Below are 14,555 nucleotides of genomic sequence, written 5' to 3' on the forward strand. Positions count from 1 at the left end.
GCTTACTCGGGATGCGTTGAGAACAGATCGTCTTCAATGGTTTTCATTTTGGCTGTGGTCAATATGTAGCGCGAACGGACCAGCCACACAGACAGCAGATAACCCACGACGGGAATCCAGACCATCAGCGCATAAATCCCGGCGATGGCGCGGCTGCTTTGCACAGCAATGTTGGCCTGATAACCGGTGACCGACAGGACAGCCCCCACAATCGCGCCGCTGACGGCCAGCGCAATTTTGAGTGAAAACAGGTTGCCAGAGGCACAGATCCCAGACAGGCGCTTGCCTGTTTTCCAGTCGCCATAGTCATCAACGTCACCGATAAACGACCACAGGATAGGCGCACCAATCTGATGAATGACTGACAGGATAAAAAACCAGCCAAACACCAGTACCACGTTCTGGGCGGGCAAAAAGAAGAACACCACTGACATCGCCAGCGCGACCGCTTTGCATGCCTGATAAACCTGAACCTTACACCACCGGTTCGTGAAAAACGGGGTAATGTAAGAGCCAAGAATACCGGCAACAATGCCGGTGCTCAGGAACAGCGTGGCGTAGTAATCGTTTAATCCCATCACGTACTTCGCAAAGTAGATACAGGCGGCGCCGCGCACAAAAGAAGGGATACAGTCCAGAAACATGGCAAAGACACAGACGACCCACTGATCGTTTTTTGTGATTTGCCGGATAATAGTGAAAATGGATTCTCCGGCATTGCTCTTGGGTGTAATGCGCTCCCGGGTGGTTGCCACACAAAAAACAAACAAAAACAGGGAAATGATGGCAAAAATGGTGATGACCCAGAAGAAACCGATTTGCCGGTTTCCGTTACCGAAAAAGGCCACCATTGGCAGTAATGTCAGCGTGCAGAACAGGCTGGCGAGCCCGGCGCCCATAAAACGGAATTGCTGACAGGACACCCGTTCTTGCGCGTTGGTAGTGATTACGCCGCCCAGCGAGCAATAAGGAATGTTAACCCCGGAATAAAGCAGCGACAAAATCAGATAGGTAATAAAGGCATACATGACCTTTGCCTGGCCCTGTAAATCCGGTGTGTAAAACATCACCATACAGCTAATGGCAAAGGGTACGGCAAAGCCAATAATCCAGGGACGAAAACGGCCCCATCGCGTCGCGGTTTTATCAATATAAGCGCCGTAAAAGGGGTCGAAAACCGCATCGGCAAATCGTACAACAAGAAAGATGGTCGCCACCACGCCCGGCGCAAGGCCAAATATATCCGTATAGAAAAACGACAAGAACATGGTTATCGGATTAAACAACATATTGCAGGCCGCATCGCCGGCGCCAAAACCGGCTTTTTCAATAAAGCCCACTCTGCCCGAGCGCGCCGACTGAACACGACCACCGGGGTGACTGTTAGAGATAGTGTGAGTTTTCATTTTCCACCTTCCTGAAAAGAGGTGGAGATAAGCATATGTTTTTGAGGTGTTTTTAACCTACAGCATGCCTCTCATAAGTCAAATCACGGCGATATCCTCCATATATTTAGCGTAAATAGCTATAAATACAGAGTGTAAAACCCGCATTTTGCAGCGCCTGTTTATCAGGCCAACAACATGTCACTAAGAGAAAAAAAACACGCCTGAGCGACAGCAGGAACAGGTTCAACAAAATCATGAGCATCGGGAAAATATAACCTTAATTCAATGACGCTCATTTATATGCAGGGAGTTAACGCGCGCATGGCATCCCCGGTTCAATATGACGATACTGATCTCTGCCTGTCCTGAATAACCGAAAGGCTAAAGACCTGTTGCCGAAACTGACCGTTATGAGGCGGCGAAAAATACCTCTGTGGCACAGTACAAAGCCGGTTACCCATGCACTGCCCTGGTGAACGCGCCAGCGCTCGCAGGACGCGTACGTGAACCTCAGCACAGGCAGTACAGTCATGGCCTGAACGAGCCAGACTTTCGTTGACTGCCCCGCTCTGCCGCCCCTGTTCACGCGTCAGACAGGCTGGCGATGCCACAGGCGTAAAGTGGCACTATGGCATGATAAATCAATTCAATTAACTTACCCCTCGCACGACGTTCAAACGCACGCTACGCTTATCGCCATTATCAGGTTTGTGATTGAATACAGACAAATTTCCAGGCATACGATTAACATGAATTATTTGAACGACATACAACACTTTATCGAGAACAAACCTGCTCTTTCCATTGCTATTAACATCGTTGTGTTGATTGTCGCGGGCCTGGTTGCGCATCTGATTTGTAAGTTTTTGGTTGTCAAAGTTGTACGTAAGGTGTTCTTCAGCAGCCATAAAAATCAGGTGCCGCTGGACAAAGACGTCAGGCTGTCTGAAAAGCTGTCTAATTTTATTCCGGTGATCACCGTCTACTTCCTGCTGCAGTTTATGCCGGACTTACCCGAGCATCTGCTGATTGCCATTAAGACCATCTGCGGCATTTTGTTTATGGTCTATCTGTCGCTGTTCTTTAATGAAGTACTGGAGATTATCAATATCTCCTACGTAAAAAAGTCGAAACGTAAAAACCATTCCATTAAAGGCTATATTCAGGTCGGCAAAATTCTGGTGCATATCATTTCGGCGATTATGATCCTGGCTATCATGTCGAATAAGTCGCCAGTCATTATTATCTCCAGTCTGGGTGCGGTGGCAGCGGTACTGATGTTGATATTTCAGCACACTTTACTGTCGCTGGTGGCGAATATACAGCTCTCTTCGAATGATGTGTTGCAGCTAGGCGACTGGATAGAGCTTCCGGTCAATAATATCAGTGGAGAGGTAGTGGATATCGCCCTTCACACCATTACTATTCGCAACTGGGACAATACTCTGTCCCGCGTTCCCACCAAAACCTTTCTGACCGAAACCTATACCAACTGGCAGGCCATGTTCTCATCCGGTGCACGCCGGATCATGCGCAGTTTCTACATTGATCAAACGTCCATAAGCTTTGTAAATCACGCCATGCTGGAGCCCATGACGCAGATTCGCGGCATTAATGAACAACTGTCCAAACTTATGGATGGTCGCGAACTGAGTGCCGTCGGCGATCGCTGGTTCGTTGAAAATGGCATGACGAATTTGATGATCTTTCGTCACTATCTCACCGCCTGGCTGGCTCAGCGAGATGATATCCATAAAGAGATGTATATCGTGGTGAGGTCAATGAAGCCGTCTTCTGAGGGGCTGCCCATTGAGATCTACTGCTTTACGTCGTCAGTGCTTTGGGTCGATTATGAACATACCCAATCGGCCATCTTCGAATACGTATATGCCATCGCTAACGTCTTTTCGCTGCGCATTTACCAGCGTCCTGCAGGCAGCGACCTGAGTTTTCTGGCTCAGGAACGTCTTCGCCCTGAGAGTGAGCATGAAGCCCAGACCTGAAAACCTCTGATTGGCCTGCTGCCTGACAGACATCAACAGGACTAAACGATTTCTGTTTGCCGGGCTGTGCTGAACAGCCCGCTGCTGATGGTTGCAATATCAGACTTTCCCGATAAACTGCTAAAAAATCACCATTATTGATATTAATTAATAAGTTAGTGATAAACCCTTAATGTCTAATGCTTCACAAAAATAACAAATAAGACAGCGGTTCATCAAACTGAAACATTTTTGTCATAAAAAAAGCTTATTCTGTTTCCTCCTGAAATCGAGGGTACAGATATGATCATCCAAGCTAAAAACCTGAAGGATGCAGAAAATTTACTGCACTCAGGTATCAATAAGGTGGAGCTGGCATACGACATCGGTTGTGACGATTTCTTTCGTCTGGCAAGTCAGTGGTGCGATCGCGGTGCGCGCATCAGCAAAGGCCAACAACATTTTGTCGTTTCACTGAAAAACTTCTCCATCCCGCCAAACGATTGATTATAACAAGCTACCAACCTCACACCGCGTTACAGCAAAGCAACGTGTGATTTCAAGCGCCAACCAGACCTTTTCTAAGCCGCTCACCCTGAGCGGCTTTATCCTTTATGCATCAACCCTCTGCCCCTCTTCTGAGTGTGGTAGTCAGGCATCGGGCAGCCTCGTCAATCGCGTTCATCAGACATCATAATCCGGTATCAGTCAGCCTGACGGCATCCAAGCTGGCGTGGTCGCGAGCATGGCCGGTTAATTCGTACAGATTACCCTCGCGCATTTCTAGCAGACGATCGGCATGAATAAAGTAGTGGTCGTCGTGGCTGATGGCGAATACCGTTTTACCGGCGGCCTGTAACGCCGGCAGTAGTTCACGATAGAAAACCCGGCGGAAATGGGGATCCTGATCGGCTGCCCACTCATCCAGCAGCAGGACATCGCGCTGTTCAGCCACGGCCAGCAGCAACGCCAGCCTTTTACTTTGCCCTTTTGACAACTGCAGATTCAGGATCTTATTCCCTTCAATCTTTAGCTTGTCCTGCATTTTAAGCTTTTCCAGCCACTGCTGAATCCGGGCGGGTGACGCCGGATCGCCTTTGCTGTCAATCAGGCGATCAAACAGATGGACATCGGTAAAGACGGCGGAAAAGTGTTTGCGCCAGCGATCGAGGTCGCCCATATCAACCGGTTTGCCATCGATTAACAGGCTGCCGGACTGAGGGCGATACAGTCCGGTGAGCAGCATGGCCAGCGTCGATTTGCCGCTCCCGTTACCGCCGATTAAAAACACCAGCTCGCCGCGCTGGAGCCGCAAGTTAACCGGTCCGACCTGGAAACCGTTATCGCCGTAGTGAAAGGTCACATCTCGCAATTCAAGCGTCTGCCAGTCGGTTTCGCCGTTAAAGGTGGGAAAGTCAGGTTCATAGGGCGCGAGATCAAAGGTATTGAGCTTGCGAAAGGCGACCTGAGCGCTCAGTAGCGTAGGCAGAGCGCCGACCGCGGACAGCAGCGGCGTGCGCAAAAAAAGCAACGTCAGGGAAAAGGTGGCCGCGACGGCCGTATTGGCCCATCCCAGACTGTTAGCCATGTAAAACACCATCCCGATAGCGCCCAGCATCATGATGTTTGACCAGTTAACGGCACTGAGATGAAAGGTATCGGCACGCACAATATGGTGCCGGTAGGTGTTGGCGTCCTGCTGATAAACCGTTTCATAGATGAGTCTGGCACGCTCACGGTTAAGCTGTAGCTCTTTACGCCCCTCGATCACCGTCTGGTAATCGCGGTAGAGATTGTCTTCGACATCGCGTAGCTTCGCCATATGCTGATAAACCCGCGACACCAGCATCCAGCCGCCGATGATGGTCACCACCAGCCAGCCGCTGGTGACCAGCAGCATTCTGGGTGACAGCCAGGCAAGATACAGCGCTGAACCGAGCGTGATAATGATGCCCTGAATTAACTCAGGCAATCGGACAAAAGCGAGGGTGATTGCCCGGACATCGCTGGTTAATCCCGCCAGCAGTTGTGCGCTACCAATCTGTTCGATGCGCTCCACGCGCGTGTCCAGGATACGCTTGATAAATTCGCCACGCATGCGCCAGACAAACTGATGGCCCAGCCAGGTCAGCGCCAGCTGTGAGGCCAGCGTTACGCCCATCAGCATCACGACCTGGAACAGAAACGCGGGCAGAACAGTCAGGGAAGTATTCACGGCGACGATCATTTCGCTATTGATAAAAGCAATCATGCCAATACCCAATGCGGCACTCAGCAGGGTGAGCAAAATTACGCCAATAAACGGCCAGCGATACTGGCAGAAAACCACATTCAACAACGCCATAGAACCTTACCAGACATGAAAATCAGCCTGCAGTGTAATGTGATGGCAAATGATAGCAATAGTTATTCGCACTTTGCGCGGGGGTTAAAAAGCCCGCCTGAATGTCAGGTTATAGCGAAAGGCGCCGGTGAGCGGATGGATGCCTGCCTTGAGCGGCAGGATGCCGTGATAGCGCAGTCGCGAAGGCCCGCCCCACACCACCACATCGCCATGTTCCAGCAAAACCCGCTGTGCATGGTCGCCCCGCTCAAAGCCACCAAACTGAAAAACCGCCGCCAGGCCCAGTGACACTGAAACGATGGGCTGGCGTAAGTCTTTTTCATCCTTGTCCTGATGCAGCGTCAGCTTAGCGCCGGGTTCGTAGCGGTTAACCAGGCAGGCATCCGGATTGAAGCCCGGGAAGCCGGCCTCTTCAGCCGACTGCTGCGCCAGCCGGCGAAACGCATCCGGCATTGCCGGCCACGGACGTTGACTGCTGCTGTCCTGTTCACTGTATCGGTAGCCGCGCGCATCTGTCGACCAGCCGAAGTCCCCACAGTTGGTCATCGCAACGGACATGCGATGTCCGCCCGGCGTGATGCGGTGCTCAAACGGATTACATTCTGCTATTGCCATCATGGCCTGATACAGATCTTCCGCCTCATCGCGTGCGCGACGGCGTAAAATCACCGCGCCATCAGCCAGGGGTTCTTGCCAGGGTGAGGCATCACTAAACAGATCCAGCATAGCGGTTCTCTCAGTCAGTCAGATGGAATAATAAAAGCAGAGAACTGGGGCGACATCCAGCTGACGAAGCGATCGCCTTCCCGGGTGATTAAATACACCGCCAGTTTCTCTTTAATCGCCAGCGCTTTGGCTTTTTCAGTACCTAACACCATGAGGCCGGTGTCCCAGCCATCCGCTTCCAGCGCCGTAGTGGCAATCACGGTCGCTGACACCAGCTTATGGTCAATTGGGCGGCCAGTCGCGGGATCGATAATGTGTGAAAGACGTTTGCCGTCTAGCTCATAATAGTTTCGATAGCTGCCAGATGTGCTGATGCCGTGTCCCTGTAAGTCTACCCGCGCCTGCACGGCATTTTCGCGATCGGTCGGTTTCTGAATCGCCACCCGCCATGGCTGGTTCTGCGCATTCATCCCGCGGGATAGCACAGCCCCCCCCACCGAGACCAGATAATTGTTAATCCCCTCCTGTTCCATCAGTCGCGCAAGGTGATCGGTCGCAAAACCTTCTCCCACCGTGGAGAGATCAACATACAAGCCTGGCAGATCCTTCTGTAACCACTGGCCTTCGCCTCCCTGTATGACACGTAAATGTTGTAAGCCGGTCAGGGCTTTGGCCGCGGCAATCTGGCTGTCATCCGGAATATGGTTGGGCTGCTTATCGGGGCCAAATCCCCATAAATTCACCAGCGGCCCGACCGTAATATCCATGGCGCCCGAGGTTTTTTTGCCGATACGCAGCGCAATCGTCACGATATCAGCCATGTTTTCACTCACCGGCTGAGGCGTTGTTGCACGGCTCTGATTAAAACGTGACAGCACTGACGTCGGTTTCCACGTCGAGAGTTCCGCATCATCGGCATCCAGTCGTTGCTGGATGCGCTGTTGTAGTGCCGCTTTGCGTCCAGCCTCCACGCCTGCCAGGCTGACTCGCCACACCGTTCCCATCGTTTTGCCTTCCAGCACCATGGCGTCATGGGCTTTGGATGACGTGTCGTCACATCCCATTAACAATGACATTAAAGCTACAAACAGGAGATTTATCTTAAAACGCATCATTATTTATCCGTAACAGGTCATCTGTGCATATTTCAAAGCACAAACACTAAGTAAAGTAACTTAAACATGGTTGATAAAACTTATTAGGTCGATCACACTGCTACGTTCCGCTCGCTCCTGAGAGCGTCAGAATAAGGAGTCACAGATGATTTATGTAATCCTTGCCGCTGTGCTGGGCCTGTTCGTATTAGGAAGCTATAAAACATGGCAGCAACGCCGTAATCGCAACATGCCAACCACTTACCTGCGCCGTCGTTGATCGCCCCTGCACCATTTAAGGTCATCAGCCCCCTAATTCGCGCGCCATTGTAGCAAAATCACCTGTTTTTCCGTGTCTATGAGAGCGGTTGGGCTGGCACGATTCCTGCACCAGAAACCTTAACTGTGTTGCTGAGAGGTGTGGGATGGATAAGTCGGAAACCGTGATGACTGCGATGCAAAACTGGCTGAGTTTTGCTGCGTTTACACTTTCAGGTGTGGCATTCGAGGGGGCCAGATATGGCAACGTGATCGTGCCACAGGATGATAACGAGCCGGAACACCCGGCAGATTAATAAATCAGGGAGCGCACGGGCGCTCCCTGTGACATTTAGAACTGGTACACCAGTCCTACGCCCACCACGTCATCGGTATTAATGCCGGCGGCCTTGGTAAAGTCGTTGTCATCGAGTAAGTTGATTTTATAATCAACATAGGTCGACATGTTTTTGTTGAAGTAGTAAGTCGCACCCACGTCGACATATTTCTTCAGATTCTGTTTGCCCCAGTTCTGCACATCGGTGCCGCGCGAGTTAACGTACGCCAGAGAAGGACGCAGACCAAAGTCAAACTGGTACTGTGCCACTAATTCCCAGTTATCAGCCTTGTCAGCATAGCCGTAGGCCGTGTTTGGCTGATTAGCGCTTGTGCTGTCGCCAAAGCTGATCGCGTTATAGGCGCGCGTGTACATCGCAGCCAGATAAATGTTGTTAGCATCGTATTTCAGACCACCGGTATAAGCTTCCGCTTTATCTCCGCGACCCAGAATGCCCGGCGCATTGCCATTTTGGTTGTTGGTACGATCCGACTGGAAGGTTGCCGCACCGATACCGAAACCGGAGCCCAGATCGTAGGTCGTGCTCAGACCCCAGCCGTCGCCGTTTTCACCCAGCACATCACGCCCACCGCTTGCTTCCGTTGGGTTATCGTTTTTGCCCTGATACTGAACTGCAAAGTTCCAGCCGTCTACCAGACCGAAGAAGCCGTTGTTGCGGTAGGTCGCCATACCGTTGCCACGCTGGAACATAAAGTTGTCTGCGCCATAGGTATCGCCACCAAACTCAGGAAGAACGTCAGTCCATGCGCCAATGTCGTAAGCCACACCGTAGTTACGACCGTAGTCGAATGAACCCGCATTGCCGAATTTCAGTCCTGCAAAACCAACACGGGTGTAGCTGTTTGCCGTACCCTGTGCTTCTGAATTGTTGAGCGCCGCCTGGTATTCCCACTGGCCGTAGCCGCTCAGTTGATCTGTTACCTGGGTTTCACCCTTAAAGCCAAAACGAACATAAGACTGGTCGCCGTTGGCACCGTCGTTGTCCGAGAAATAGTGCAATCCGTCAACCTTGCCGAACAGGTCTAATTTATTGCCGTCTTTATTGTATATTTCAGCCGCATTTGCCGAGCCCGCTGCTGCCAGTAATGCCGGGATCGCCAGGGAGAGAATGTGACGCTTCATTTTTATTACCCTCTGTTATGTGCCTTTTATATTTGCCACTGCAAACCGATGGTAATATCGGTCGGCAAACCATTGTTGTTTCATAATGGGTAATAATCCATCGTAAAAATGCTACTAAATTTCCGAAAGTGTTTCATGATCTGTAAAATTTATTGCTATATGTAAATAAAGGGGAACTTATTAGCCGCACGGAGTGATAAAAAATAAAGCACAAAATGACAACCGCGTTGAAAATAATAGCTATCCGAATGATTTTAGTGGGAATAATCCTAAGCACTCAATGGTAAAACTTATTATTCGCCAGCCAATATACTTACTCCCGCTATCATCATTTATTTCTTATCTTCATTCACCCCGAATGATTTTTTTTTACCCTTATATATCGCCGGGCTTATTGCCCGGCTTTTTTTTGCCTGAACGTTGTCTGTATTGTCTTAGAGAGTTGAATAGCCTGGATAGCTGCGGGATTCTTCACCGTATTTATGGGTTTATTTCGCGCAATATACCGCCTCAGCAGGTAAACTTCAGCGGCTAATTTATCACGCAGCGTAACTAAAATACGTGCCGTCAGAAAACGTGGGCTATATTAGCGTTCACGCATCGATTCTTTGACTTTATTCAACGGCTTAAGCAAATAGTCCATGACAGATTTCTGCCCCGTTTTGATCTCCACATTCGCCACCATGCCCGGTACGATAGGAAAGCGTCGTCCAGCCCTGTTGGTGAGTTCTGCTTTTTGCGTACGCACATAAACCCGGTAGTAATACTGGTCGCGCTTAACTTCATCCTGCAAGGTATCAGGCGAAACGGTTTCCACCACGCCGGTTAAATCCCCGTAAATGGATGAGTCATAGGCTGTGACTTTCACCACGGCTGCCAGCCCGGGCCGAATATAGGCGATATCACGGGGATTGATACGGGTTTCAATCAGTAACTGATCTTCCAGAGGGACGATTTCCATCATTTTTCCGCCGGGTTCGAGCACACCACCTACCGTGGTGACCTGAATATCTTTAACGATGCCGCGCACGGGTGAATAGAGCGTGGCGCGCGTCAGCTGATCCTCTTTGCCTGCGGCTACCTGTAGCTGGGCATCGAGTTCAGCATTGTTTTTCACCTGCTCCTCATGAGCGCGGACCAGATAGTCGTTACGCGCCTCGTCGATTTTTCCACGCAGATCGCTGACCTGCCGGCGCAGGCGAATCACTTCAACCTGCCCCGCCGCGCCTTTTGCCACCAGCGGTTCAGTTAACCGCAGCTCATCCTGTACCAGCCGCAAAGACTGTTGCAGGTTGTTGATGGTCTCGGTGAGGTTACGCCGACGCGATTCATACAGCTGTCTCTCACGCGCCACCAGCTGCGGCTCTTTTTGCGTCTCAGCACTGAATTTAAGTGGAATTCCCGACAGTTCAGCGTTGAGCCGTTCCGATGAAGCACGCAGCGTGCGAACTCTGGCCTGTACTTCACCAAAGTTGGACTGAAAGCGGGTTGGGTCCAGCGTGGCCAGTATCTGGCCCTTTTCTACAATATCGCCTTCGTGCACGTTGAGCTGCTTAACGATGCCACCGTCCAGGCTGTCAATGACCTGGGCGCGCGTAGATGGCGTAACCTTACCGGTCCCGACGGTTACCTCATCAAGAATGGCAAAGTGCGCCCAGATCAGGAAAAAGGCCAGCGCCGCCGTACACAACCAGATGATCGCGGAGGTGCGCCGCTCGTGTCTGGCAAGGTCTTTATCGATGATCACACTCATACCGCACCTCCCTGTGTCGCTTCCGGGACGTTCTGAGTGGCGCGCCGCAATATCTGCTCTTTCGCACCGTCGGCAATAATGCGCCCGTTATCCATCACGACAATGCGATCGACCATCTTCAGCAGCGCGGGGCGATGCGTCACCAGAATCAACGTGCGTCCACTGATCCAGCCCTGCATTTGACGGATGACATGCTCTTCAAGCTGCTCATCCATGGCGGCCGTTGGCTCATCCAGCAGCACCACCTGCGGCTGGCGCAGGATCATTCGACTGAGCATGATCATCTGCCGCTGTCCACCTGACAGCCCTCGCCCCCCTTCATTGATCACGCGATCCAGACTGGCCGCATCCTGCTGAACCAGCGACAGCGCGCCACTAATCCGTAACGCCTGCAGCATTTCCTGTTCGCTGGCGTGGGGATTGCCGAGCAGCAGATTCTGCCTGAGCGTGCCAAAAAACAGCCGCGAATCATGGGACAGCCAGCCAAGCTGGCGGCGCAAATCGGTCGGATCGATATGTGCCATATCCACGCCGTCCACCAGCACTTTTCCCTGGCTGGCCTGCGCCTGGCCAGCCAGTATTTTTAACAGGGTCGATTTGCCCGCGCCCACCTTCCCCAGAATGGCTATTTTCTCTCCAGGCTTAATGTTCAACTGCTGCACGTTGAGCACGTTTTTTTCGTTCTCTTCGTCGTAGGTATAGTGCACGTTGCGCAGTTCAAAGTGGCCGGTCAGGGTCGGACAGTGCGCCATGGTGGCCGACTCGGGTTTATCGAGCGGTTTTTTTAGCAGCTCATCCAGCCCTTTCATCGCGGTTTTGGCGTGCTGCCAACGAGAAAACACCATGGTCAGCTGCATGAGTGGCGCGATGGTGCGCGAAGAGAGCAGGCTGCAGGCCACCAGCGTACCGGTGGTGATTTGTGAATCCAGTACCAGATAAACCCCGAACACCAGCATGCCCGCGTAGGTCAGTTGCTGCACGGTGGAGGCCCAGCCGGTCAGCCTGGCGCCCCACAGACGTTGCTGATTGCCAATCGAGGCGCTGACCTCGTGGGTTTGCTCCCACTGGCGTTGAAAGTAAGGCTCGGCCTGCAGCGCTTTGATATCCTCAATGCCTTCTATCGTCTCGACCAGCACGGCATTCCGCAGCGCGCCTTCGCGCAGCCCGGCTTTTGCCAGACGCGCCATAGGGAACTGCACTAACATCCCCGGAATAATAATGAGCGGAATAGCAGCCAGCGGAATCAGCACCAGCCAGCCGCCGATAAACGACATGATAAACAGGAACAGAATGACAAAGGGTAAGTCTGCGGCAGCGCCGACGGTGGTTGAGGTCAGTAACTCACGAACCTGATCGATTTCACGCAGCTGGGAGATGAAAGAGCCAGTGGATTTAGGCCGTGACTCATTGCGAATATTCATCGCCCGGGCAAACAGCATGGCGGACACTTTCAGATCGATGCGTTTCCCCATCAGGTCAGAAACCTGCGTTCGCATCAGGCGAATCAGATATTCAATGGCGGCGGCAATGAGCACGCCGACAAACAGCACCCACAACGTCGCCTCGGACTGCGCCGGGATAACCCTGTCGTACACCTGCATTGAGAAAAGAATACCGGCGAGAGCCAGGACGTTACTGATTACCGATGCCAGAGATATTTCGCCGATTCGCCGGCCCATGCCGCGAAAGTTTTTCCAGAACCAGTGTGGTTCATAGGGCTGCACGAACTCATCAATGCGGGCATCTCTTCCGCGCGCGGCCACGCCAATCACGCCAATGTCCCCCTGCGCTCTGGAGAGCAGGCTTGCCAGCTCGCCTTCCCGAATGACATCGCCGCCTTCACTAAGCCAGTAGCGCGCCCCGCCCTCGCCATCGATTTCTTCCAGCACGGCGATGCTGTTATTTTCCATCACCAGCACCACGGGCGTGATGTCCTGCCGCCAGCGCAATTGGTTCTGCGGCACCATGGTTAAATGGAGACCCAGCAGCCCGCACAGGCGATCCCGCTGCTGCGCCACCGGCAGGTGTTCAAACCAGCGCATTTGCTGGCGAAGCGTTTTGCCCTCTGCAGGCTTACCGAAGCGTGCCGCCACGCGCAACATCGCAGCAATCCAGTTATCGGTCGTCGGGTTTTGTGCACTCATTGTTCGCGCCTTTTAAAACGGGTTGGCTATTGCAAAGAAGGAAGAAGATCACCACTGTTTTTTTGACGATCGATACCCATGATGTCGAGCAGGTTATCGACGGCAGCGGCGTAACGGACGGTGGCATCCCACCCGTCATAAAGCGCAGTGATTCGCGCGCTGTCGGCCTGAAACACATCCTGCTCAACGCTAAGCAGATCGTTCAGGCTGCGTTTACTGAGCCGGTACTCATCGGCATACACGTTGCGCGTATGTTCAGCGCTGGCTAACTGCGCCTCTCCCGCCAGTTGACGCTGCTGAGCACCGATCATATCGGCGTAAGATGTGGAGGCGTTTTGATTAATCGTGAGTTTGGCTTGCTGTACCGCAGCCTGGGCGGCCAGCCGATCGCCCTCCGCTGACTGGGTTTTGGCATTGACGAGACCGCCCTGATAGAGCGGCGCTTCTACCTGAAGCTGGACTTCATCGTCCCAGTATGAGCGGGTATCGTTTTCGTAACGCGTCCGGCCAGCCTGAACCTTGATGCTGGGCCAGTGACCCGATTGCGCCTGACGGACCCGTTCGCGGGCGGCTTCCTGTTTGTATTGCGCACTGCGCACCGATGCGCTGTTTTCATAGGCGATTTTGTCCAGGGTAATTTGCTGTTGTAACAGCGCCTGGGGCAGCTCAGGCAGCGTGGCAGGCACCACGCCAGTCAGGACGGTAAGCTGCGCGTTGGCAGAGCGCAGTTGGGCCAGATACTGTTCACGCGTGGCATGCATGGCGGCGATACGGGTTTCGGCCTGCAGCACATCCGACTGAGAGTTGAGCCCGGCATCTGCACGCATTTTGGCAATGTCGCGTACGTGCTCCAGCGAGGCGATATTCGTCTGTGCCGTGGCGGCGAGTGCCTGATAACGTTTGACTTCCAGATAAGACTGTAAGGCCTCTTTAGCCACCTGCGTCATGGCGTCAAATAACCCGAAGCGGTAGGCATCTGACAGGGCATGCTGCTCGTCAATGGCACCGTTAGTGCGGCCAAAGTCATATAACAGCTGGCTGAGGGTGATTCCGCCGGACCCATTGTTATTCAGACTGCCAGATGAGTCGGTTTGATGTGAGCGCCCCGCGGCCCCCTGAAGCGATATCTGGGGATACCAGGCGCTTTGCGCGGCACTCAGATCGCCTTCACCAATATGAATCTGCGCCGCCGCCTCGGAAATTTTTGGGTTGCGTGCGAAGGCTCGAAGGATGGCTTCCCGCAGGGTCAAAATGGCGACCTGCTCTTCGCTGGGTGCTGCGCGCCAGTTGAACTCCGCTTTCGGTAAGGGGGCGGCAAATGCCGCGGGCAGGACCAGGCCATTCAGGGCGTAAAAAAACAGGGCTAAACGCGCTTTGTTCATTATTCATACCAACAGGTTTTCTTATGATCATTCGATGACGTCCTGGTGATTTCAGTATGTAAAA

Annotated in this window: 12 protein-coding genes; 4 read left to right on the forward strand and 8 right to left on the reverse strand. The window is 52.6% G+C overall.

All coding sequences use genetic code 11. The annotated features are described in order from the left end of the window. Nucleotides 1-2: 2 nt before the first annotated feature. Nucleotides 3-1,406: a glycoside-pentoside-hexuronide (GPH):cation symporter gene (locus NYE92_RS07355; RefSeq protein WP_259018807.1), complete on the reverse strand. Its 1,404-nt coding sequence runs from the start codon at nt 1,404-1,406 to the stop codon at nt 3-5. Between the two features lie 731 nt (nt 1,407-2,137). Here NYE92_RS07355 and NYE92_RS07360 point away from each other — a divergent pair. Both NYE92_RS07360 and NYE92_RS07365 read left to right on the forward strand, forming a co-directional pair. Further along, nucleotides 2,138-3,391 carry a mechanosensitive ion channel family protein gene (locus NYE92_RS07360; protein ID WP_014594147.1) on the forward strand — a complete coding sequence of 418 codons (1,254 nt, stop codon included), beginning with the start codon at nt 2,138-2,140 and terminating at the stop codon, nt 3,389-3,391. A 282-nt stretch (nt 3,392-3,673) separates the two neighbouring features. Continuing rightward, complete coding sequence (locus NYE92_RS07365) at nt 3,674-3,877, forward strand: hypothetical protein (RefSeq protein WP_013026476.1); 204 nt, start codon at nt 3,674-3,676, stop codon at nt 3,875-3,877. Nucleotides 3,878-4,061: 184 nt separating this feature from the next. On the opposite strand, the gene NYE92_RS07370 is transcribed toward NYE92_RS07365, so the two are convergent. The 3 genes from NYE92_RS07370 to apbE all read right to left on the reverse strand — a co-directional run bounded on the left by NYE92_RS07370 (nt 4,062) and on the right by apbE (nt 7,495). Next, nucleotides 4,062-5,714: a multidrug ABC transporter permease/ATP-binding protein gene (locus NYE92_RS07370; protein WP_072138175.1), complete on the reverse strand. Its 1,653-nt coding sequence runs from the start codon at nt 5,712-5,714 to the stop codon at nt 4,062-4,064. 84 nt (nt 5,715-5,798) lie between these two features. Next, complete coding sequence (gene alkB / locus NYE92_RS07375) at nt 5,799-6,440, reverse strand: DNA oxidative demethylase AlkB (RefSeq protein WP_013026478.1); 642 nt, start codon at nt 6,438-6,440, stop codon at nt 5,799-5,801. 14 nt (nt 6,441-6,454) lie between these two features. Then, on the reverse strand, nt 6,455-7,495 hold the full coding sequence (apbE, locus tag NYE92_RS07380; protein ID WP_029569017.1) for an FAD:protein FMN transferase ApbE: 1,041 nt from the start codon (nt 7,493-7,495) through the stop codon (nt 6,455-6,457). 145 nt (nt 7,496-7,640) lie between these two features. On the opposite strand from apbE, the gene NYE92_RS07385 reads away from it, so the two are divergent. Beyond that, on the forward strand, nt 7,641-7,754 hold the full coding sequence (locus NYE92_RS07385) for a hypothetical protein (protein ID WP_013026480.1): 114 nt from the start codon (nt 7,641-7,643) through the stop codon (nt 7,752-7,754). A gap of 145 nt (nt 7,755-7,899) precedes the next feature. Then, nucleotides 7,900-8,049 (forward strand): hypothetical protein, encoded by a 150-nt coding sequence (locus tag NYE92_RS07390; RefSeq protein ID WP_014605391.1) that lies wholly within the window; start codon nt 7,900-7,902, stop codon nt 8,047-8,049. 35 nt (nt 8,050-8,084) lie between these two features. Here NYE92_RS07390 and ompC read toward each other — a convergent pair whose 3' ends face one another. The 4 genes from ompC to NYE92_RS07410 all read right to left on the reverse strand — a co-directional run bounded on the left by ompC (nt 8,085) and on the right by NYE92_RS07410 (nt 14,491). Continuing rightward, nucleotides 8,085-9,212, reverse strand: a complete 1,128-nt coding sequence (gene ompC / locus NYE92_RS07395) for a porin OmpC (protein ID WP_014594150.1) — start codon at nt 9,210-9,212, stop codon at nt 8,085-8,087. Nucleotides 9,213-9,798: 586 nt separating this feature from the next. Beyond that, complete coding sequence (locus NYE92_RS07400; protein WP_014594151.1) at nt 9,799-10,965, reverse strand: HlyD family efflux transporter periplasmic adaptor subunit; 1,167 nt, start codon at nt 10,963-10,965, stop codon at nt 9,799-9,801. Beyond that, a complete protein-coding gene (locus NYE92_RS07405; protein ID WP_014594152.1) occupies nt 10,962-13,109 on the reverse strand; it encodes a type I secretion system permease/ATPase in 2,148 nt (715 codons plus the stop codon). The genes NYE92_RS07400 and NYE92_RS07405 overlap by 4 nt, the downstream gene beginning before the upstream one ends. A 26-nt stretch (nt 13,110-13,135) precedes the next feature. Further along, nucleotides 13,136-14,491 (reverse strand): TolC family outer membrane protein, encoded by a 1,356-nt coding sequence (locus NYE92_RS07410; RefSeq protein ID WP_013026484.1) that lies wholly within the window; start codon nt 14,489-14,491, stop codon nt 13,136-13,138. Between the last annotated feature and the right edge of the window lie 64 nt (nt 14,492-14,555).

Origin of the sequence: Pantoea sp. B566 (assembly GCF_024793925.1) — a bacterium.
Taxonomy (GTDB): Bacteria; Pseudomonadota; Gammaproteobacteria; order Enterobacterales; family Enterobacteriaceae; genus Pantoea; species Pantoea ananatis.

What these genes read in the sequence shown, in the direction of transcription:
- NYE92_RS07355 (WP_259018807.1), bottom strand. Translation starts at nt 1,406, where the DNA reads ATGAAAACTCACACTATCTCTAACAGTCACCCCGGTGGTCGTGTTCAG.
- NYE92_RS07360 (WP_014594147.1), top strand. Translation starts at nt 2,138, where the DNA reads ATGAATTATTTGAACGACATACAACACTTTATCGAGAACAAACCTGCT.
- NYE92_RS07365 (WP_013026476.1), top strand. Translation starts at nt 3,674, where the DNA reads ATGATCATCCAAGCTAAAAACCTGAAGGATGCAGAAAATTTACTGCAC.
- NYE92_RS07370 (WP_072138175.1), bottom strand. Translation starts at nt 5,714, where the DNA reads ATGGCGTTGTTGAATGTGGTTTTCTGCCAGTATCGCTGGCCGTTTATT.
- alkB (WP_013026478.1), bottom strand. Translation starts at nt 6,440, where the DNA reads ATGCTGGATCTGTTTAGTGATGCCTCACCCTGGCAAGAACCCCTGGCT.
- apbE (WP_029569017.1), bottom strand. Translation starts at nt 7,495, where the DNA reads ATGATGCGTTTTAAGATAAATCTCCTGTTTGTAGCTTTAATGTCATTG.
- NYE92_RS07385 (WP_013026480.1), top strand. Translation starts at nt 7,641, where the DNA reads ATGATTTATGTAATCCTTGCCGCTGTGCTGGGCCTGTTCGTATTAGGA.
- NYE92_RS07390 (WP_014605391.1), top strand. Translation starts at nt 7,900, where the DNA reads ATGGATAAGTCGGAAACCGTGATGACTGCGATGCAAAACTGGCTGAGT.
- ompC (WP_014594150.1), bottom strand. Translation starts at nt 9,212, where the DNA reads ATGAAGCGTCACATTCTCTCCCTGGCGATCCCGGCATTACTGGCAGCA.
- NYE92_RS07400 (WP_014594151.1), bottom strand. Translation starts at nt 10,965, where the DNA reads ATGAGTGTGATCATCGATAAAGACCTTGCCAGACACGAGCGGCGCACC.
- NYE92_RS07405 (WP_014594152.1), bottom strand. Translation starts at nt 13,109, where the DNA reads ATGAGTGCACAAAACCCGACGACCGATAACTGGATTGCTGCGATGTTG.
- NYE92_RS07410 (WP_013026484.1), bottom strand. Translation starts at nt 14,491, where the DNA reads ATGAACAAAGCGCGTTTAGCCCTGTTTTTTTACGCCCTGAATGGCCTG.